General features: G+C 68.3%; 14 protein-coding genes. 8 read left to right on the top strand and 6 right to left on the bottom strand.

Annotated features, from left to right (window positions below):
* Positions 1-7: 7 nt before the first annotated feature.
* The 6 genes from ACFU5V_RS13570 (at position 8) to ACFU5V_RS13545 (ending at position 7,056) form a co-directional block, all read left to right on the top strand.
* Entirely contained in the window at positions 8-1,465 is a 1,458-nt protein-coding gene (locus ACFU5V_RS13570) for an aldehyde dehydrogenase family protein (RefSeq protein WP_378699804.1), read from the top strand.
* A 107-nt stretch (positions 1,466-1,572) separates the two neighbouring features.
* Positions 1,573-3,237, top strand: coding sequence for a flavin-containing monooxygenase (locus tag ACFU5V_RS13565; RefSeq protein WP_378435386.1), 1,665 nt, complete (start codon positions 1,573-1,575; stop codon positions 3,235-3,237).
* Positions 3,234-3,611 carry a hotdog domain-containing protein gene (locus ACFU5V_RS13560; protein ID WP_378435388.1) on the top strand — a complete coding sequence of 126 codons (378 nt, stop codon included), beginning with the start codon at positions 3,234-3,236 and terminating at the stop codon, positions 3,609-3,611. Before ACFU5V_RS13565 ends, ACFU5V_RS13560 begins: the two co-directional genes overlap by 4 nt.
* Positions 3,612-3,613: 2 nt before the next feature.
* On the top strand, positions 3,614-4,912 hold the full coding sequence (locus ACFU5V_RS13555; RefSeq protein WP_378699802.1) for an NAD(P)/FAD-dependent oxidoreductase: 1,299 nt from the start codon (positions 3,614-3,616) through the stop codon (positions 4,910-4,912).
* A 34-nt stretch (positions 4,913-4,946) separates the two neighbouring features.
* On the top strand, positions 4,947-5,642 hold the full coding sequence (locus ACFU5V_RS13550) for a transporter (RefSeq protein ID WP_378699800.1): 696 nt from the start codon (positions 4,947-4,949) through the stop codon (positions 5,640-5,642).
* Between the two features lie 58 nt (positions 5,643-5,700).
* The gene (locus ACFU5V_RS13545; RefSeq protein ID WP_378699798.1) at positions 5,701-7,056 is read left to right on the top strand and encodes a flavin monoamine oxidase family protein; all 1,356 of its coding nucleotides are present in this window, start codon (positions 5,701-5,703) and stop codon (positions 7,054-7,056) included.
* A gap of 39 nt (positions 7,057-7,095) precedes the next feature.
* Here ACFU5V_RS13545 and ACFU5V_RS13540 read toward each other — a convergent pair whose 3' ends face one another.
* The 6 genes from ACFU5V_RS13540 to ACFU5V_RS13515 form a co-directional block, all read right to left on the bottom strand.
* Positions 7,096-8,136, bottom strand: a complete 1,041-nt coding sequence (locus ACFU5V_RS13540; RefSeq protein ID WP_378435396.1) for a 2Fe-2S iron-sulfur cluster-binding protein — start codon at positions 8,134-8,136, stop codon at positions 7,096-7,098.
* Positions 8,137-8,218: 82 nt separating this feature from the next.
* Entirely contained in the window at positions 8,219-8,926 is a 708-nt protein-coding gene (locus tag ACFU5V_RS13535) for a TetR/AcrR family transcriptional regulator (protein WP_378699796.1), read from the bottom strand.
* Positions 8,927-9,003: 77 nt separating this feature from the next.
* Positions 9,004-10,500 carry a pyruvate, phosphate dikinase gene (locus tag ACFU5V_RS13530; protein WP_378699794.1) on the bottom strand — a complete coding sequence of 499 codons (1,497 nt, stop codon included), beginning with the start codon at positions 10,498-10,500 and terminating at the stop codon, positions 9,004-9,006.
* On the bottom strand, positions 10,497-11,303 hold the full coding sequence (locus tag ACFU5V_RS13525; protein WP_378699792.1) for a coniferyl-alcohol dehydrogenase: 807 nt from the start codon (positions 11,301-11,303) through the stop codon (positions 10,497-10,499). Before ACFU5V_RS13525 ends, ACFU5V_RS13530 begins: the two co-directional genes overlap by 4 nt.
* On the bottom strand, positions 11,300-12,730 hold the full coding sequence (locus ACFU5V_RS13520; RefSeq protein ID WP_378699790.1) for an aldehyde dehydrogenase family protein: 1,431 nt from the start codon (positions 12,728-12,730) through the stop codon (positions 11,300-11,302). The genes ACFU5V_RS13525 and ACFU5V_RS13520 overlap by 4 nt, the downstream gene beginning before the upstream one ends.
* Positions 12,723-13,925 (bottom strand): cytochrome P450, encoded by a 1,203-nt coding sequence (locus tag ACFU5V_RS13515; RefSeq protein WP_378435406.1) that lies wholly within the window; start codon positions 13,923-13,925, stop codon positions 12,723-12,725. Before ACFU5V_RS13515 ends, ACFU5V_RS13520 begins: the two co-directional genes overlap by 8 nt.
* A 150-nt stretch (positions 13,926-14,075) precedes the next feature.
* Between ACFU5V_RS13515 and ACFU5V_RS13510 the strand changes: the two genes are divergently transcribed.
* Entirely contained in the window at positions 14,076-15,584 is a 1,509-nt protein-coding gene (locus tag ACFU5V_RS13510; protein WP_378699787.1) for an AMP-binding protein, read from the top strand.
* A gap of 44 nt (positions 15,585-15,628) precedes the next feature.
* On the top strand, positions 15,629-16,261 hold the full coding sequence (locus tag ACFU5V_RS13505; protein WP_378699785.1) for a MarR family transcriptional regulator: 633 nt from the start codon (positions 15,629-15,631) through the stop codon (positions 16,259-16,261).
* Positions 16,262-16,362 lie beyond the last annotated feature (101 nt).

The following is a 16,362-nucleotide window of genomic DNA, read 5'->3' as shown; positions in this document are numbered from 1 at the left end:
GACACGGATGTCGAACCCTCAACTGCCCCAGCCGATCAACTACATCGCCGACGAGTGGTCCGAGTGCCGGACGATCCCGGACGCGTGGAATCTCGATCCCAACACGGGCCGGCCGGTCCACCGCGCCGTCACCACCGGACCGGACGACGTGGAGCGCGCACTGCGGCACGCCGAGCGGTCGTACGGCTTCGAACGCTGGGACGACGCGGCCGGCGAGGAACGCGCGGCGGTCATCGAGCGTGCGGCCGGCATCGTCGAGGCGCGGATCGAGGACATCGCCCGCACCGATGCCCTCACCAGCGGCGTCCCGATCGCGAAGGCTCGGATGGTCGCGCAGTTCCTTCCGCACCGGATCCGCTCGTCCGCTGCGGAGCTGCGTGCCATCCCGCGTCGGACGGCCCTGGAGGCCGGCGGCCGCGACGTGCGGCTGTACAAGGTCCCGTGGGGCCCCGCCGCCATCCTCACCCCGTGGAACGGCCCGAGTTTCATCCCCGCCGCGAAGATGGTGAGCGCCCTCGCCGCCGGTTGCCCCGTCATCCTCAAACCGTCCGAGCATGCGCCGAGCAGCGCCCAGATCATCGTCGAATGCTTCGTCAAGGCGGGGCTGCCCGACGGTGCGCTGCAGCTCGTCCACGGCGCGGGCGACGTGGGCGCGGCGCTCACGGGCGATCACCGCGTGAAGATCGTCTCGTTCACCGGCGGCCCGAACGCCGGCCGCGCGATCGCCCGCGCGGCCGCGGAGGACTTCAAGGTGCTCCAGCTCGAGCTCGGCGGCAACAACCCGGCCCTCGTGCTGGACGACGCCGACATCGACGTCGCCGCCGACGGGATCCTCGACGGGATGACCAAGCTCAACGGTCAGTGGTGTGAAGGCCCCGGAAAGGTGCTGGCGCACAAGAGCCTCGTCGGGCCGCTGCTCGACGCGCTGCTCGATCGCATCTCCCGCATCGACGTCGGGCATTCGCTCGACGAGAACACGCAGCTGGGCCCGATCTCGAACGCCCCGCATTTCGCCACGCTGCAGAGCCGGATCGACGGGCTGCGGGCCCACGGCGGGACGATTCATCAGCCCGCGCAGCTGCCCGCACTCGACGGGTTCTTCCTTTCTCCCACAGTGGCTTCGGGAGTCGACGCGTCGGTGGCGACCGCCGAGCTGTTCGGACCGCTCGTCAGCCTGCACGCCGTGGAATCCGACGAGGACGCACTGCGCGTCGCCAATGCGAACCCGTCGGGTCTGGACGCGTACGTGTTCGGCGGCGACCTGGACCGCGCCCTCGACGTCGGATCCCGGGTGCTGTCGGGTGAGGTGCGGGTGAACGGTGCCAAGGTCGCCGATCTCGCCGACGGTTCGGCACAGAGCTTCTGGGGTGCTTCCGGAATCGGCGGTCATGCCCCCGGCGAGTCCGTCCGGGTGTTCTGCGGCGACCGCGTGGTCGGCGTGGATTCACCCGACCTCCCTCTGTAGCGATCAGGACTACTTTCGCGTCACCTCTTGACTGTGACCGGTGCCACTGGTCTACTCAACTAAGTCAATTGATCGAGTCGTTTGATCATAACAACGAAAGCGACGGCATGAACTCCACCTCCACCTCAGCCAGCGGAATCGTCGATGTCATCGGCGTCGGTGCCGGCTTCTCCGGCCTCTACCTCGCGCACCGGCTCACGAACGCCGGGTGGACCTTCGCGGGCTTCGAGGCCGGGCCCAGCGTCGGCGGCACCTGGTTCTGGAACACCTATCCGGGCGCCCGCTGCGACGTCGAGAGCATCTACTACTCCTACTCGTTCGACGAGACGCTTCAGCAGGAATGGACGTGGAGCCAGCGATTCGCGCCGCAGGCCGAAATCCTCGGCTACATCGAACACGTCGCCGACCGGTTCGACCTGCGCAGGCACTTCACCTTCGACACCCGCGTGGTCGGCGCGACATGGAACGCGGACGACCGGCTGTGGGAGGTGCGGCTGGACAACGGCGAGACGCGCCGCAGCCGCTACCTGATCTCGGGCGCGGGTGGCCTGTCCACCCCCAAGGACTTCGACGTGCCGGGTCTCGGGAACTTCACCGGACTCCAGGTGTCCACCAGCCGGTGGAACATCTCGCTCGACGACCTCGCAGGCAAGCGCGTCGCCGTGATCGGCACCGGATCTTCGGGCGTGCAGGCCATCCCGCTGATCGCGGAGGTCGCGGAACACGTCACGGTGTTCCAGCGCACCCCGAACTACGTGATGCCGGCCCGCAACGCCGAACTCCCTGCGGAGCAGGTCGCCGCCGTCAAGGACGACTACCCGGCGCTCCGGGAGGAGTGCCGGCACTCACCCGGCGGCATCCCCGACCGCCCCGTCACCGAGAACGCCTTCGACGTGTCGGACGAGGAGCGCCGGCGGCGCTACGAGGCGGCGTACGAGCGCAGCGGCTTCCAGGGCGTCGGCGCCGAGTTCGCCGACCTCCTCACCGATGCCGCGGCGAACCGGACCGCGTCGGAATTCCTCCACGACAAGATCCGCGAGATCGTCGAGGATCCGGCGACCGCCGAGCTACTGGTGCCCAGGCACCACCCTCTCGGTGCCAAGCGCAGTGTCTTCGGGACCGACTACTACGAGACCTACAACCGGCCGAACGTGTCGCTGGTGTCGCTGCGCGACGAGCCGCTCGAGACGATGACCGCGAACGCGATCGTCACGTCGGAGGGCACGTACGAGGTGGACGCCGTCGTGCTCGCCATCGGGTTCGACGCCTTCACCGGCCCGCTGTACGGGCTCGGTCTCACCGGTGCGTCCGGCAAAACGCTGCAGGAGGCCTGGCGCGACGGTGTCCGGACCTACCTCGGGATGATGACCACGGACTTCCCCAACTTCTTCATGGTCGGAGGGCCTCAGAGCCCCGCGCTCGCCAGCAACGTCGTGATGACCATCGAGCAGGCCGTCGACTGGATCGCCGACCTCATCGAGCACGCCCGCGACTCCGGAGCGACGCTCGTCGAGACCACCGTCGAGGGCCAGAACGACTGGGTCGACATCACCGAGGAGACCGTCGCCCAGACGCTGTACGCCACCACCGACTCCTGGTACCGCGGCTCCAACGTCGAAGGCAAACCCAACACGTTCATGGGGTACGTCGGCGGTGTCGGCAAGTACCGCCGGATGTGCACCGAGATCGCCAAGCGCGGCTACCCCGGCGTCGAGATCGACGGCGAAACAGAGTCCCGCCACCTCGGCGCCATCCACCGGGAGATCTCATGAGCACGACAGTCCATCGGCGCTATGTCGCCTTCTCCGACGCGCACTACGCGGGCAATCTGGTCGACGGCGCCTACGCCCTCAAACTTTTCGGGGACGTCGGCACGAACCTGTCGATCGAGCTGGACGGCCACGAGGGGCTGTTCGCCGGCTACTCGTCCGTCGAGTTCCTCGCGCCGGTCCGCGGCGGTGACGTCGTCGAGGCCGAGGCCCGGCTGGTGAAGAAGGGCAACCGCAGCCGCACGGTCGACTTCGAGCTCCGCGTGATCTGCCGCGGCTCCGACGACACCGGCCGCGCACACGTCCTCGAATCGCCACTGGTTGCGGTGCGCGCTCGCGGCACCGCGGTCATCCCTGCAGAAGAGACGGAGAAGTAGCCATGGAGCTGATCCACGACACCGGTTGGGCCGCAACGCCCGCCACCGCCGAACAACCCCTGACCGGTGACATCGACTGCGACGTGGTCGTGATCGGCGGCGGTGGGGGCGGCATGGCCGCCGCCATCCGCCTCGCCGAGAAGGGCGTCGACGTGGTGCTCCTCGAGGCGAAGACTCTCGGCTGGGGCGCCAGCTCCCGCAACGCCGGATACGTCACGAATTCGATTGCCGCCGATCCGGAGTTGCTGGGCTTTCTGCTGAAGAGCGAGCGGCTGCGCGATCTCTACCGGTACGCCGAGAACGCGGTGCACTTCGCCGAGGACGCCATCGCCCACCACGGGATCGACTGCGGCTACGAGCGGGCCGGCATCGTGATGGCCGCCGTGTCCAAGGGGCAGCTCCGGCATGCGCGCCGCAACGCGAAGGTCATGGCCGAGGCCGGATCGTCGGCCGAATTCGTCGAGGGCCGGGACGCGGGCCTTCCGGACGGCTTCCTCGGCGGAGTGCGCGAGGGCGTCGGTGGCACCCTCAACCCGGGTGAGTTCGTCCTCGGCCTGCGGGCCGCGACGATGGCGTCCGGTGTGCGGGTCTACGAGCACACTCCCGCCCGCGACATCACGGACACCGGCGGCGGGGTCTCCGTCCAGACTCCGGACGGAAGGGTTCGGGCGCGCAAGGCGCTGCTGACCACCAACGCCCACACCGCAGGCCTGTCCAGCGCGCCGAAGAACCTCGCCACCCCGGTGTGGACGTCGCTGGTCGAGACCGAACCCGTTGCGCCCGAGCGACTCGACGAGATCGGCTGGACCAGCCGTGCACCGATGGTCACGCTGCACATGATCATCGAGAGCTACCGTGTGACCCCCCGGGGCACGATTGTGTTCGGCACCCGCCGCGTGCAGACCGGGCGGAATCCGCTGCCGGACCGCACCCCTGCCCGGAACGTCGCCGACGACCTCGTCCGCGGATTCCGCGACCGCTTCCCCGGCCTGCGCGACATCGAACCGCAGAAGGCCTGGGGCGGCTGGATCGGCATGAGCTCCACGTGGCTCCCCGTTGCCGGCGAGGCCTCCGACAACGTGCTCTACTCGCTCGCCTGCAACGGCCACGGCTTCGCCCAGGCACAGTACGTGGGCCACCTGCTCGCGGACCGGATCGGCGGCGCGCCCTTACACGACGACCTGGCCGCGATCTGGCACGGCCGGAAGCGCTTCTGGCCCAGCTTGGTCAGCGGTCCCGCGCTGCACGCGGCCTGGATGGCCGACCGTGCCTCGGACCGCCTGGCAGCTCTCACGAAATGACCATCGGCGCAAGCCACCCTCCAAGGAGAAAATCATGTCCATCCGAGAACTGCTCTTCGCGGTCGCGGACATCTGGATGATCGCCGTCGGATTCACGTACGGGTTCAAGTTCATCCGGAACTACAAGAACTATCTACTCGGCCTCGAGTGGATCATCGTCGCGACGTCGGGTTCGAACTTCCTCGTCTACGGCATCCTGAAGGCCGGTCACGACAGTCCGATGTACACCGGCGCAGCCTTTCTGGATGCCTTCTCCCGGTCGGTCGGCATCACGCTGATCCTGGTCCTGGGGCTGATGAAGGTCACCCACCGGTACAAGCCGTCCGTCGCGGTGGACATCGGCGCGTTCGCCCTCGCCGCCGTGGTGGGCTTCCTCCTCCTCGGGTACCAGCACCACATCGGCACCCCCGCCAAGATCTTCTTCATCGTCGTCAACGTGCTCACCACGTTGTTCCTGATCTACTTCGTCAAGCGCCTGTGGGGTATCGGCGAGCACGGTCACGCCGTGTCGGTCGCCGTCGCCACCGCGTGCGGATTCGTCATCGCCTCGACCTACGACTTCGTCCACATCCCGGGCGACGACGCGGAGCACACGATCTTCTACATCTTCGCGCTGTCCACGTGGGGCCTGCAGATGTTCACGTACTACCGCGCCTACCGAGCGTTCGACGCCCACAACAAGCGCGTCGACGCCCAGGCCGTCAGCGGCGGCGCCCCGGTCACGGCGTGAGTCGCGTCGTGACCACCGCAGTACCGAAGCTCATCGCTTTCCAGAGTCAGGAACCGAAATGACAACGCACATCCAGGAAGAGACCACCGAGGTGGTCGTCGTCGGCGCCGGAATGGCGGGATTGACGGCGGCGACCACGCTGTCGCCGGAGACCGACGTAGTCGTGCTCGAATCCACCGACCGCGTCGGCGGACGAGTCGAGACCGTCCGAAAGGGCGACTACTGGATCAACGTCGGCACTCAGTTCACCGAGGGCACAGGCACACTGATCGATGCCCTCGACCGGCACGGCATCGAGATGGGCTCGCTCGCAGGCAAGAGCGTCGCGCTGTACCTGAACGGCGGGGTGGTCGACACCTCGAATCCCGTCGCGCTCATGTTCCGCACTCGGATGACCATGATGGACCGAATCGGCATGGCCATCGTCGGTGCACGCATCCTCGCCGTCACGCCGTTCCTGGAGTCGCAGAGCCGTATCGCACAACGGGTGCGCGCAAACCTCGACACCAAGCTGGGGTCGTACCTGCTGAAGGGCGTGCGGTCGAAGCTGGCCGCCGACGTCGTCCGGTCGTGGTCGGCGCAGTGGATGGGATGCGAGGTGGAGGAGACGGCCGCCACCCAGTTCGTCACGTCGGTCGGCCTCGCGTTGGCCGACCCGGAGAAGATCCCGAACTTCTCGCTGCCGGTGGGTGGCAACCAAACGTTGACCGACGTGCTGGCGGAGGATCTCGGTGACCGGATCCGGCTGAACTCGGCGGTGCACTCGGTGCGGCAGGACGGTGACGGCGTAGTCGTCGAGTACCTCGACGGTGACCGACCGGTGCGGCTGCGGGCGAAGCGCGCGATCGTGACCGCACCCGCCGACATCGCCGAGCGGATCATCCCGGACCTGACGCAGCAGCACCGGAACGCGTTCACCGACATCACCTACGGCCGGTACGTGATCGTCGGATTCTTCACCGACGAAGTCGGGCCGCAACGCTGGGACGAGTACTTCGCTGTCTCGACCCCGCAACTGGCGTTCCAGGCGATGTTCAACCACGCCGCGGCGATGCGGAACGGCGACGACCGCAAGCCCGGTGGAGCACTGGCCTGTTTCGCAGGCGGCGCTCACGCCGACGCGTTGTTCGACCTTCCCGACGAGGAGATCGTGTCGCGATACCGGCAGGACCTGCTCGCCGTGTTCCCCGAGCTGGAAGGGAAGCTGGGCGAGGGCATCGTGCGGAAGCATCGTCGGGTCGTGCCCTTCTGGGCGCCCGGGCGGAGGAACTCGCTTCCGACGCTGCGTGATCCGCTCGGCACCATCTACCTCGCCGGCGACTACCAGCTCGATCTGCCGTCGCTCGCCGACGCAGCCACGTCGGGCGAGCGCGCGGCGAAGGCCGTACTGGCGAGCCTGAGCCGGCAGCGCTAGACGAGGACCCGACGGCCCGGCGCGTTCCGCCGCACGCCTTCAGAATTCGATCTTCAGCGTGGGACTGGTCGGCTTCGCCTGGCAGCCGAGAATGTAGCCGTCGGCGACGTCGTCGGGATCGAGGGCGTCGGTGACCCCGGGGTCGACGGTCCCTTCCAGCAGGGTGCAGGCGCAGGATCCGCATTCGCCTTCGCGGCAGGAGTAGGGGGCGTCGATTCCGGCGCCCACCATCACGTCGATCAGGGTTGCATCGGCCGGCCAGGTCAGGGTGTGGGTGTCGCCGTCCAGGGTGACGTCCACGGTCGACGACGCGGCGTCGTCGGCGGTGACCTGCTTGATCGGCGCGAAGGGGTCGCCGTCGAGGGACCGGAATTCCTCGATGTGAATCCGGTGCCGGTCGTAGCCGATGCTGGTCAGTGTCTCCTTGACCATGGCCATGAAGGGTGCGGGTCCGCAGACGAAGACGGTGCCGTCCTGGCCGCCGTCGGCGAATTGGGTGAGATTGTCCGGGGTCGGTAGCCCCGCCTCGCTCTCGATCCGGTGCTCGACGGTGAGTCGATCGGCGTGCTTCTCGGCGAGGTCGGCGAGTTCGGCGTCGAAGATGATCGATTCCCGATCCCGGTTGGCGTAGTACAGGGACACGGTTCCGGTCGCGGACGCCAGCACGGTCTTGAGGATCGACATCACCGGGGTGACGCCGCTGCCGGCGGCGAAGAGCTGGAAGTCGCCGTCGAGACTGTGCGGGGTGAACGTGCCCGACGGTGGCAGCACATGCACGGCGTCGCCGGCGGTGATGTTGTCGCACAGCCAGTTCGAGCCGTATCCGTCGACGGTGCGTTTGACCGTCACCTTGATCCGGTCGTCGGTGGTGGGGGAGCTGGCGATCGAATAGCAGCGCGCCACCGAACCAGTGCGTTCGCTGGGGATCCGGACGGTGAGGAATTGCCCGGGCCGGTACGCGAACCGGCCGGCGACCTCCCGCGGGACGTCGATGACGAGGGAGGAGGCGTCGGATGTCTCGGCGATGACGTCGGCGACACGGACGGTGTAGCCGAGAGAATCGGGTGCGACGTTGGTCATGGGTGCGTCTTTCGTTGCAGCTCAGGATGGGGAAGCGACACGTTCCGGCCGTCGGCGGCCGAAGGGAACCGGCGGAATGTGGTCAGTGCTCGGACGGCGACGCGGCCGGGGGCAGCGCCCGGAACCAGACCTCACCGAGGGCGCGGCCGAGTTCGTCGATGCGTTCGCGTTTGGGGGTCGAGGCGGGCAGACCGACGTGTACGTAGGCCATCTGCTCGGTCATGCAGCCGAGCGACTCGGCGAGCAGGTCGAGGTTGGTGTCCCCGATCTCCCCGCGGTCGTGCAGTTTCTCCAGCCAGCGGCGGGTGCGTGCAATGAAGTCGTCACGCAGTTGCAGCCACAGCTGCTGAAATCCCTCGTTGGCGCTGGCGGCGGCAGCTTCACGGAGCAGTCGCAGGATGTGCCGGTGCCGGGAGTAGGCGTGCAGGTACGTGCTGTTGACCTCGATCAGCGCTTCGAGTTCGCCGCTGGTGGTCGCCTTGCGGCTGGTGGCCTCGGACAACTCCTGGAGCCCGGTGTGCATGGCGGCGAGGAAGACGTCGTCGAGGTCGGTGAAGTGCCGGTAGAAGTTCCCCTGTGCGGTCTTCGCGCGGTGGGTGATGTCGGAGACCCGGGTACGGGTGTACCCGTATTCACTGAAGCATTCGATCGCGGCCTGCACGATGCGTTCCCGGGTGAGTTCCCCGCGGCGGTTGGGACGTTTCGGGGTGGCCGCGCCGGGTTCGACGAGGCCGACATGGGTGTAGACGTCGTCGAGCGTGCGCGGTGGGACCTGCCGCGGTGTGGTCATCGTCGCCCCCTCTCCGTCGCCCGAGTGTGCGAACAAGATATCACTGACAGTGGATGTCGCATCGTTCTGACCTCGTGTTATGCCCGTTCCAGGTGCGCAGAGCGCAACTGTGCGAGCGGATGATCCACCGGGACGGTGTCGGGTAGGTATCCGAGGAGTTCCGTGAGGTACGCGTCGACGTCGCTCTCGTCGGGGGTGTGCAGGGCGTCGCCCTCGTAGACCGAGCCGGTGGTGCCGTCGACGGTCACCGTCAGCCCGGTCAGTTTCGCGACTGTGCCGACTCCGGCGCCGACGACGCATGGCAGCCCGATCTCCCGGCACACCAGCGCCGCGTGGGAGGTGCTGCCGCCGAGTTCGGTGACGACGGCAACCGATTCGAACATCGCGGGCACATCGTCCGGGGCAGTGGAGGGACGCACCAGCACGACGGGTGTGCCGGCTGCGGCGAGGTCGAGGGCCCGGTCGAGATCGCTGACGGCCTGCCCGACGGCGACACCGGGGCCGGCGCCGAGGCCGCCGGCCAGGACCGTCCGGTCGGCGTGCACCGCGTGCGTTTTCGCCAGGCTCGCGGCCTGTTCGGCGGAGACGCGGGAGACCGCCTCGTCGGCCGTGATGAGACCCTCGCGGACGAGGTCGACGGCGATCCGGACCGCGGCGCGCGGCGCACGCTTCCCGGCCCGGCACTGCAGGACGTACAACCGGCCGCTTTCGACGGTGAACTCGATGTCGACCAGGTCGCGGTGCTCACGCTCGAGGACCTCGGCGATGCGCTCGAGTTCCGGGTACACGTCGGGCAGGATGTCGCCGACGGTGACGAGCGGGTTCGGGGTCTTCTCCCCGGACACGACGTCCTCGCCCTGCGCCTTCGCCAGCCATTCGCCGTAGAGGGTGTTCTCACCGGTGGCCGGGTCGCGGCTGAACAGCACCCCGGTCCCGGACCGTTCGTCGCGGTTGCCGAACACCATGGCCTGCACGGTGACTGCGGTTCCGGCGCCGGCGCCGAGGTTGTGCCGGGCACGGTACGCCTTGACGCGCTCGTTGGTCCAGGAGTCGAAGACGGCGCCGATCGCCGATCGCAACTGCTCGAGCGGATCGCTCGGCGGCGCGGCACCGGGGTCGCCGGCGACGATGTCGGCGTAGCTGTGACAGAACCGCTGCCAGGTGTCCGTCGCCCACCGCTGATCACCGGTCTCGGCGGCGAGCGCCGCACACAGTTCGGGGGTCAGGCCGAGGTTGAGGACGGTGTCCATCATGCCCGGCATGGACTGCGCGGCGCCGGACCGAACGGACACCAGCAGCGGGGACGGACCGGTTCCGAACCGTCGGCCGGTCTCGGTTTCGAGCCGTCGCAGGTGTTCGAGGACCTGCTGCCAGATCTCGTCCGGCAGGGATCGGCCGTTGTCGTGGTAGACCGCGCAGACACCGGTGGGCAGCGCGAACGCCGGGGGGACCGGTAGTCCCATCGCCCGCATCTTGTTGACGCTGTAGGCCTTGCCGCCGAGGACCTCGCGGGTGCTGGGGTGGATGCCGTCCAGGGTGATGACGTGCTTGGCCGGACTGCTGGAGGAGGTCATAGCGAGAGTCCTTCGAAAACAGGGGATTTGGCGGCCACACGGGTGGCGAACAGGCCACCTTCGACCGGGATGTCGATGCCGTTCAGCCAGGACGCGGCGGGGGAGAGGGCGAACGCGACGACAGCGCCGATCTCGTGGGGGTAGCCGTGTCTGCCGACCGCGTCGTGGGAGCGTGCCATCGCGTCGGCACCCATGCTGGCCTCGAAGTCGGCCAGGATCGGTGTCTCGACCGGTCCGGGGCTGACCGACAGCGCACGGATGTGGCGTGCCGTCAGTTTCGCCGACAGCAGTTGCGTCCAGTCGACGAGGGCTCGTTTGGACGTGTCGTAGGCGGCGGGCCCCTTGACGGGGTGGTCACGCAGCCAGGCGTGCAGGTCCGCGCGGTCGCGGACCCGCAGTAGTTCGTCGATCGACTCCGGCGGTTCGGTGTTGCGGTGCGCGGCGACGGAGGCGACGTTGACGATCGCCGCTCCCGCGGTCATGCGGGGGAGCAGAAGTTCGGTGAGCAGGCGCGGCCCGAGGAGGTTGACCGACAGCACGGTCTGCGCGGCAGCGGTGCCCGGGACACCGGCGACGTTGGCGAGCCCGCTCAATTGATCCGGCAGGGCCGCGACCGCGTCGCTGATCGAGCCGGGATCGGAGAGGTCGCACAGCAGGGTGCGTACCGATCCGATCGGGCAGTCGCGCCGGTCGAGGGCGTAGACCGTGGCGCCAGCCGCGCTCAACTGGTCGGCGAGGGCGAGCCCGATCCCCGATGCCGCCCCGGTGACGACGATGTTTCCGCTGAAAGCGTTGCCGGTCATGACATTACCGCCGTCACGTCGGTGAACTCCTCGATGCCGAGGTGGCCGAGTTCGCGGCCGTAGCCGGAATTCTTGACGCCACCGAAGGGAACTGTGGGCCGATTGCGGGTGCGGACGCCGTTGATCTTGACCTGACCGACGTCGAGCCGTCCGGCGACGGCGCGAGCGCGTTCGACGTCGCCGGACCACACCTCCGCGGACAACCCGTACGCGCAGTCGTTGGCGATGCGGACGGCGTCGTCGACATCGGCGTAGATCTGCACGGCGATGACGGGGCCGAAGATCTCCTCACGGATGGCTCGGGCGTTCTCGGGCAGTCCGGTGATGACGGTGGGATCGACGAAGTACCCGGTCGGGGACGCCTCGGACGGCTTGCCCGTGCCGGTGAGCAGGTGCCCGCCGGCGGCGACGGCGTCACCGATGTGGTCGAGGACGCGCTCACGTTGGCGCGCCGAGACGAGCGGCCCCTGCCGCGTGCGAGGGTCCGCGGGATTACCCAGGACCTGCTGCGCGACTGCATCTTCGATGATGTCGACGGAGTCGGCGGCGAGGTGTTCCGGGATCAGCAGGCGGGTGGTGGCGTTGCAGGCCTGACCGGAGTTGACCAGACCGGAAGCGACGGCCCCGGTGAGCGCGGTCTCGAGGTCCGCGTCCGGCAGCACCACAGCAGGTGACTTTCCGCCGAGTTCGAGAGTGCAGCGGGTCAACGTCTGCGCCGCCAGGGAGGCCACCGTGCGGCCGGCGACGACGCTGCCGGTGAACGAGACGTGCGCGAGGCCCGGGTGCGCGGCCAGTGCGGCGCCGGTGACCGCACCGGTTCCGGTCACGACGTTGAACACCCCCGCCGGAAGTCCCGCCTCGAGGAACAGCGCGGCGAGCGCGTTCGCGTCGTACGGGGTCATCTCCGATGCCTTGAGCACCACGGTCGATCCGGCGGCGAGTGCGGCCGAGACCTTGGCGACGATCTGATGGACCGGCATGTTCCACGGGGTGATCGCGCCGACCACCCCGCTGCCGCGTCGGACCAGGGTGGCCCCGTCGATGTCCTGCGACCACGGGAAGTCGCGGGCGGTGCGGGCGGTGGCCCGCAGCACGTCGGCGGGGAGCTGGGCCTGTGTGACCTCCGCGAGCGAGATCGGCATTCCCATTTCCAGGCTCACCAGTGCCGCGATCGCCGCGCCGTCACGGGTGAGCAGATCCGCGGCACGGTCGAGCAACTCCGCCCGCTCGGCGACGTCGGTGCGCCGCCACGCCGGATGAGCTGCCGCGGCCGACCGCACGGCGACGTCGACCACCTCGGATCCGGCGTCGACGACCTCGCCCATCACGGACTCCGTGAACGGGTCGATCACCTCGATCACCGGCCCGGCCGGTACGAACCATTCGCCGTCGATCAGGCAACCGGCCCGGTCGAAGGTGTCAGCCATGGCGCGGCTCCAATCGCACGGGCAGGGTCTTGATGCCGCGGAAGAAGTTGCTCTGCAGCCGCTTCGGGGAATCGACGACGTCGATGTCGATGCCGCGTTCGACGAGCTTGGTGAAGAACAGCTTCGCCTCGAGGCGGGCGAGGTTGGCGCCGAGGCAGGCGTGATCGCCCCACCCGAAACCCAGGTGCTCGTTCGGGAACCGGTCGGCCCGGAACGTGTCCGGTTCCTCGAATACCCGCTCGTCCCGGTTCGCGGAGCAGAACCACATGACGACCTTGTCGCCGGCCTTCACGGTCTTGCCGTGCATCTCGACGTCCCGGGTGGCGGTGCGCCGCATCGACAGCACCGGCGACACCCAGCGCACCATCTCTTCGACCGCGGAGCGGATCTTGCCCGGATTCTCGCGCAGAAGGTCCCACCATTGCGGGTTCTCGTGCAGGGCGAGCACACCGCCGGACAGCAGGTTTCGGGTCGTTTCGTTCCCGGCGACCATCAGGATCAGGTAGTAGGCGTCGAGGTAACCGCGGCTGAGCGGGACCCCGTCGAGTTCGGCGGCGGTCAGCACGCTGACCAGGTCGTCGGCCGGGCAGGCCCGACGCTCGGTCTCGAGGGCCCGGAAGTAGGCGAACACCTCGTCGCGGGCGCGCACGGCGGTCTCGGGGCCCGCGGAGTAGTCGGGGTCCTCCGAGGCCATCTGGTTCGTCCACCGCAGCAGGTTCGGGCAGTCCTCGAGCGGGGCGCCGAGCAGTCGGCCGATCATCACCAGGGGCAGTTGGGCGGAGATGTTCGCGACCAGGTCGATCGGCCCCGCGCCGACGGCCTTGTCCAGCAGGTCGTCGATCACCGCCTCGATGTCCGGGACGAGGGCCTTCACCTTGGCCGGTCGCACGTGCGGGGTGACGATCTTGCGCAGCGGCCCGTGCTCCGGTGGGTCGACATGATGAATGCTGCGGGCGCCTTCGCCTTCGGCGCGCCTGCTCGCGATCTGCGTCCCCTGGGTGACGGTGAACGTGTCGTGGTCCGCGGCAACTGCTTTGACGTCGGCGTATCGAGTCACCGACCAGAATCCCGGGCCGTTCGGTTCCTCGTTCCAGTGCAGAGGGTCCTCGTTGCGCAACTGCGCGAAGATCTCGTCCGCGTAGCCGGAGGCGAATGCCCGCAGGTCCATCAGGTCGATACCACTGCTGGTGGTCATGTGGATGTCTCCCGTCGCGGTCACGTTCGTTTGTGACATTGGTGTCACTAAAGCACAAATCGCCGGATTTGCAAATACCCCTTGTAAGACGAGTCAAATCGCTTGTAGCCTGACCTAGATAGTGACGAACAATTCACAAAAAGAGGTCACGTGTACCCACCCGCAATCGCCGCCGAGCATCCCGATTCTCTCGCGTTCGTGATGGCCGCCTCCGGTTCTTCGCTCACCTACCGGCAGCTCGACGAGCAGTCCAACCAGCTCGCCCATCTCCTGCGCAGCAGAGGCGTGGGAGCAGGCGATTCCATCGTCCTGGTGATGGAGAACCGGATCGAATGGCCGGTGGTGGTCGCGGCCGGAATGCGCGCGGGCCTGTATGTCACACCGGTGAACTGGCACCTCGGCGCCGCCGAACTCGCGGCGCTCCTCGCCGAAGCGGCACCGGCCGCGGTGGTCACCAGCGGCTCGCTCGCCGGAGCGGTCGCCGACGCCCTTCCCGAAGGGCACACCGCGCTGATCCTGTGCACCGATCCCGCTCCCGGAGGCGAGCACCTCGCCGCGGCGATCGCGAACCACCCGACGACTCCCATCGCGGACGAGCGCTTCGGCGCCCGCGTCCTCTACAGCGGCGGCACCACCGGCCGTCCGAAAGCGTTCCGGCAGAAATTGCTGGACATCCATCCCGCGGACGCCCCCACCCGCCACGCGGGCCTCGCCCTGAAACTCGGCATCGACTCGGACACGGTGCTGCTCTCGCCCGCCCCGAACTACCATGCGGCGCCGTTCACCTTCCAGCTGATGACGATGGCCGCCGGCGGCACGGTCGTATGTATGGAACGATTCGACGCGTCCGCGGCCATGACGGCGATCGCCGCCCACGGGGTCACCCACTCGCAGTGGGTGCCGACGATGCTGCTGCGCATCCTCGCCCTGCCCGACAGGGCCGCCATCGCGCTGTCGCCGACGCACACCACCGCCGTCACGTCCGGCGCGCCCTGCCCGGTGGAGGTCAAGGAACAGATCACCGCGTGGTGGGGGCCCGTCCTGCACGAGTACTACGGCGCCTCCGAGGGCTACGGGCACACCTACATCTCCGCCGCCGAATCCGCCGACCACCCCGGGTCGGTCGGCCGGCCCCTCGGCGGCACCCGCGTGCACGTCACCGACGACGCGGGCACCCCGGTGCCGACGGGTGAGATCGGCAAGGTCTGGTTCGAACCGCCGGCCGCGACGGCCTACGTCAACGCGGGAGACACCGCGACGAGTGCCGGCTGGAAGAGCATGGGCGACCGCGGCTACCTCGACGAGGACGGATTCCTCTACCTCGCCGGGCGGGAAAGTTTCATGATCATCTCCGGCGGGGTCAACATCTACCCGGAGGAGATCGAGGCCGCCCTGGTGCGCCATCCCGATGTCGTCGATGCTGCGGTATTCGGCATCCCCGACCCGGAATTCGGGGAACAGGTCAAGGCGATGGTGGAATTGCGCGAGGGTGTATCGGGTGACGCCACCACCGCCGCCGACCTCATCGATTACTGCCGCGGCTGCCTGGCGACCTTCAAAGCGCCTCGCTCGATCGACTTCGTCGACCGCCTGCCGCGGCTGCCCACCGGGAAACTCAACAAGAAGGCCCTGCGCTCGCACTATTTCGCGAATTCCTGACGAAGACACCATCTGACCATCGATCACCCGAACAGGAGCCAGACATGGTTCACGCCCAGCAAGATCAACACACCTTCGACGTCCTGCATTCGCTCCGCGTGAAGGGACTGGCCAACGACGACGTGCTCAGCGCGCTGTCGGGCGTGCCGGTCGAGGACCTGCCGGCAGCCCTGGATCCGCTCGTCGAACAGGGTCTGGTGGTGCGCCGGGAAGGCCGGATGCCGGGAGCGATGCTGACCCCCGCGGGCAAGGCCGAGCATCTGCGGCTACTCGCACAGGATCCGGCCACCACCGGTGCGGCCACCGCGCTGACAGCGTTCTACGACCGTTTCCTGCCGATCAATTCCGACTTCAAGATGGTGTGTCAGCGCTGGCAGATGCGCACCGACGACACCCCCAACGATCACGGCGACCCGACCTACGACGGCGAGGTCGTCGGCGCGCTGGCGCAGATCGACGAGCAACTGCGGGCGTCGCTCCCGGAACTGGTCGACGCGCTGCCGCGGTTCGGTCGCTACCTGCCCCGCCTCTCCGCGGCGCTCGACCGCGTCCGCGGCGGCGACACCGCCTCGTTCGCGCGGCCGATGTACGACAGCTACCACGACATCTGGATGGAACTGCACGAAGACCTCATCCTCAGTGCCGGGCGGACCCGGGGCGCTGCCGACGAAGGCTGAACAACGGCACAACACAGAAGGGGCGGGGGGGGGGAGGGGGGGGGAGAGCCGTGTTTGGTTGGTGGGAGGGGGGGCGGAGGGGGAAACCGGGCTTAAGAATT

This window comes from Rhodococcus sp. NPDC057529, assembly GCF_042802055.1.
GTDB lineage: Bacteria > Actinomycetota > Actinomycetes > Mycobacteriales > Mycobacteriaceae > Rhodococcus_F.
Note: the sequence above shows the minus strand (reverse complement) of the source record. Positions and strands in the feature narration are given on the sequence as shown.

Excerpts from the sequence above, each read along its gene's own strand:
- ACFU5V_RS13525 (WP_378699792.1), bottom strand. The coding sequence starts at position 11,303 with ATGACCGGCAACGCTTTCAGCGGAAACATCGTCGTCACCGGGGCGGCA.
- ACFU5V_RS13505 (WP_378699785.1), top strand. The coding sequence starts at position 15,629 with ATGGTTCACGCCCAGCAAGATCAACACACCTTCGACGTCCTGCATTCG.
- ACFU5V_RS13555 (WP_378699802.1), top strand. The coding sequence starts at position 3,614 with ATGGAGCTGATCCACGACACCGGTTGGGCCGCAACGCCCGCCACCGCC.
- ACFU5V_RS13530 (WP_378699794.1), bottom strand. The coding sequence starts at position 10,500 with ATGACCTCCTCCAGCAGTCCGGCCAAGCACGTCATCACCCTGGACGGC.
- ACFU5V_RS13565 (WP_378435386.1), top strand. The coding sequence starts at position 1,573 with ATGAACTCCACCTCCACCTCAGCCAGCGGAATCGTCGATGTCATCGGC.
- ACFU5V_RS13520 (WP_378699790.1), bottom strand. The coding sequence starts at position 12,730 with ATGGCTGACACCTTCGACCGGGCCGGTTGCCTGATCGACGGCGAATGG.
- ACFU5V_RS13560 (WP_378435388.1), top strand. The coding sequence starts at position 3,234 with ATGAGCACGACAGTCCATCGGCGCTATGTCGCCTTCTCCGACGCGCAC.
- ACFU5V_RS13515 (WP_378435406.1), bottom strand. The coding sequence starts at position 13,925 with ATGACCACCAGCAGTGGTATCGACCTGATGGACCTGCGGGCATTCGCC.
- ACFU5V_RS13545 (WP_378699798.1), top strand. The coding sequence starts at position 5,701 with ATGACAACGCACATCCAGGAAGAGACCACCGAGGTGGTCGTCGTCGGC.
- ACFU5V_RS13570 (WP_378699804.1), top strand. The coding sequence starts at position 8 with ATGTCGAACCCTCAACTGCCCCAGCCGATCAACTACATCGCCGACGAG.
- ACFU5V_RS13550 (WP_378699800.1), top strand. The coding sequence starts at position 4,947 with ATGTCCATCCGAGAACTGCTCTTCGCGGTCGCGGACATCTGGATGATC.
- ACFU5V_RS13535 (WP_378699796.1), bottom strand. The coding sequence starts at position 8,926 with ATGACCACACCGCGGCAGGTCCCACCGCGCACGCTCGACGACGTCTAC.
- ACFU5V_RS13540 (WP_378435396.1), bottom strand. The coding sequence starts at position 8,136 with ATGACCAACGTCGCACCCGATTCTCTCGGCTACACCGTCCGTGTCGCC.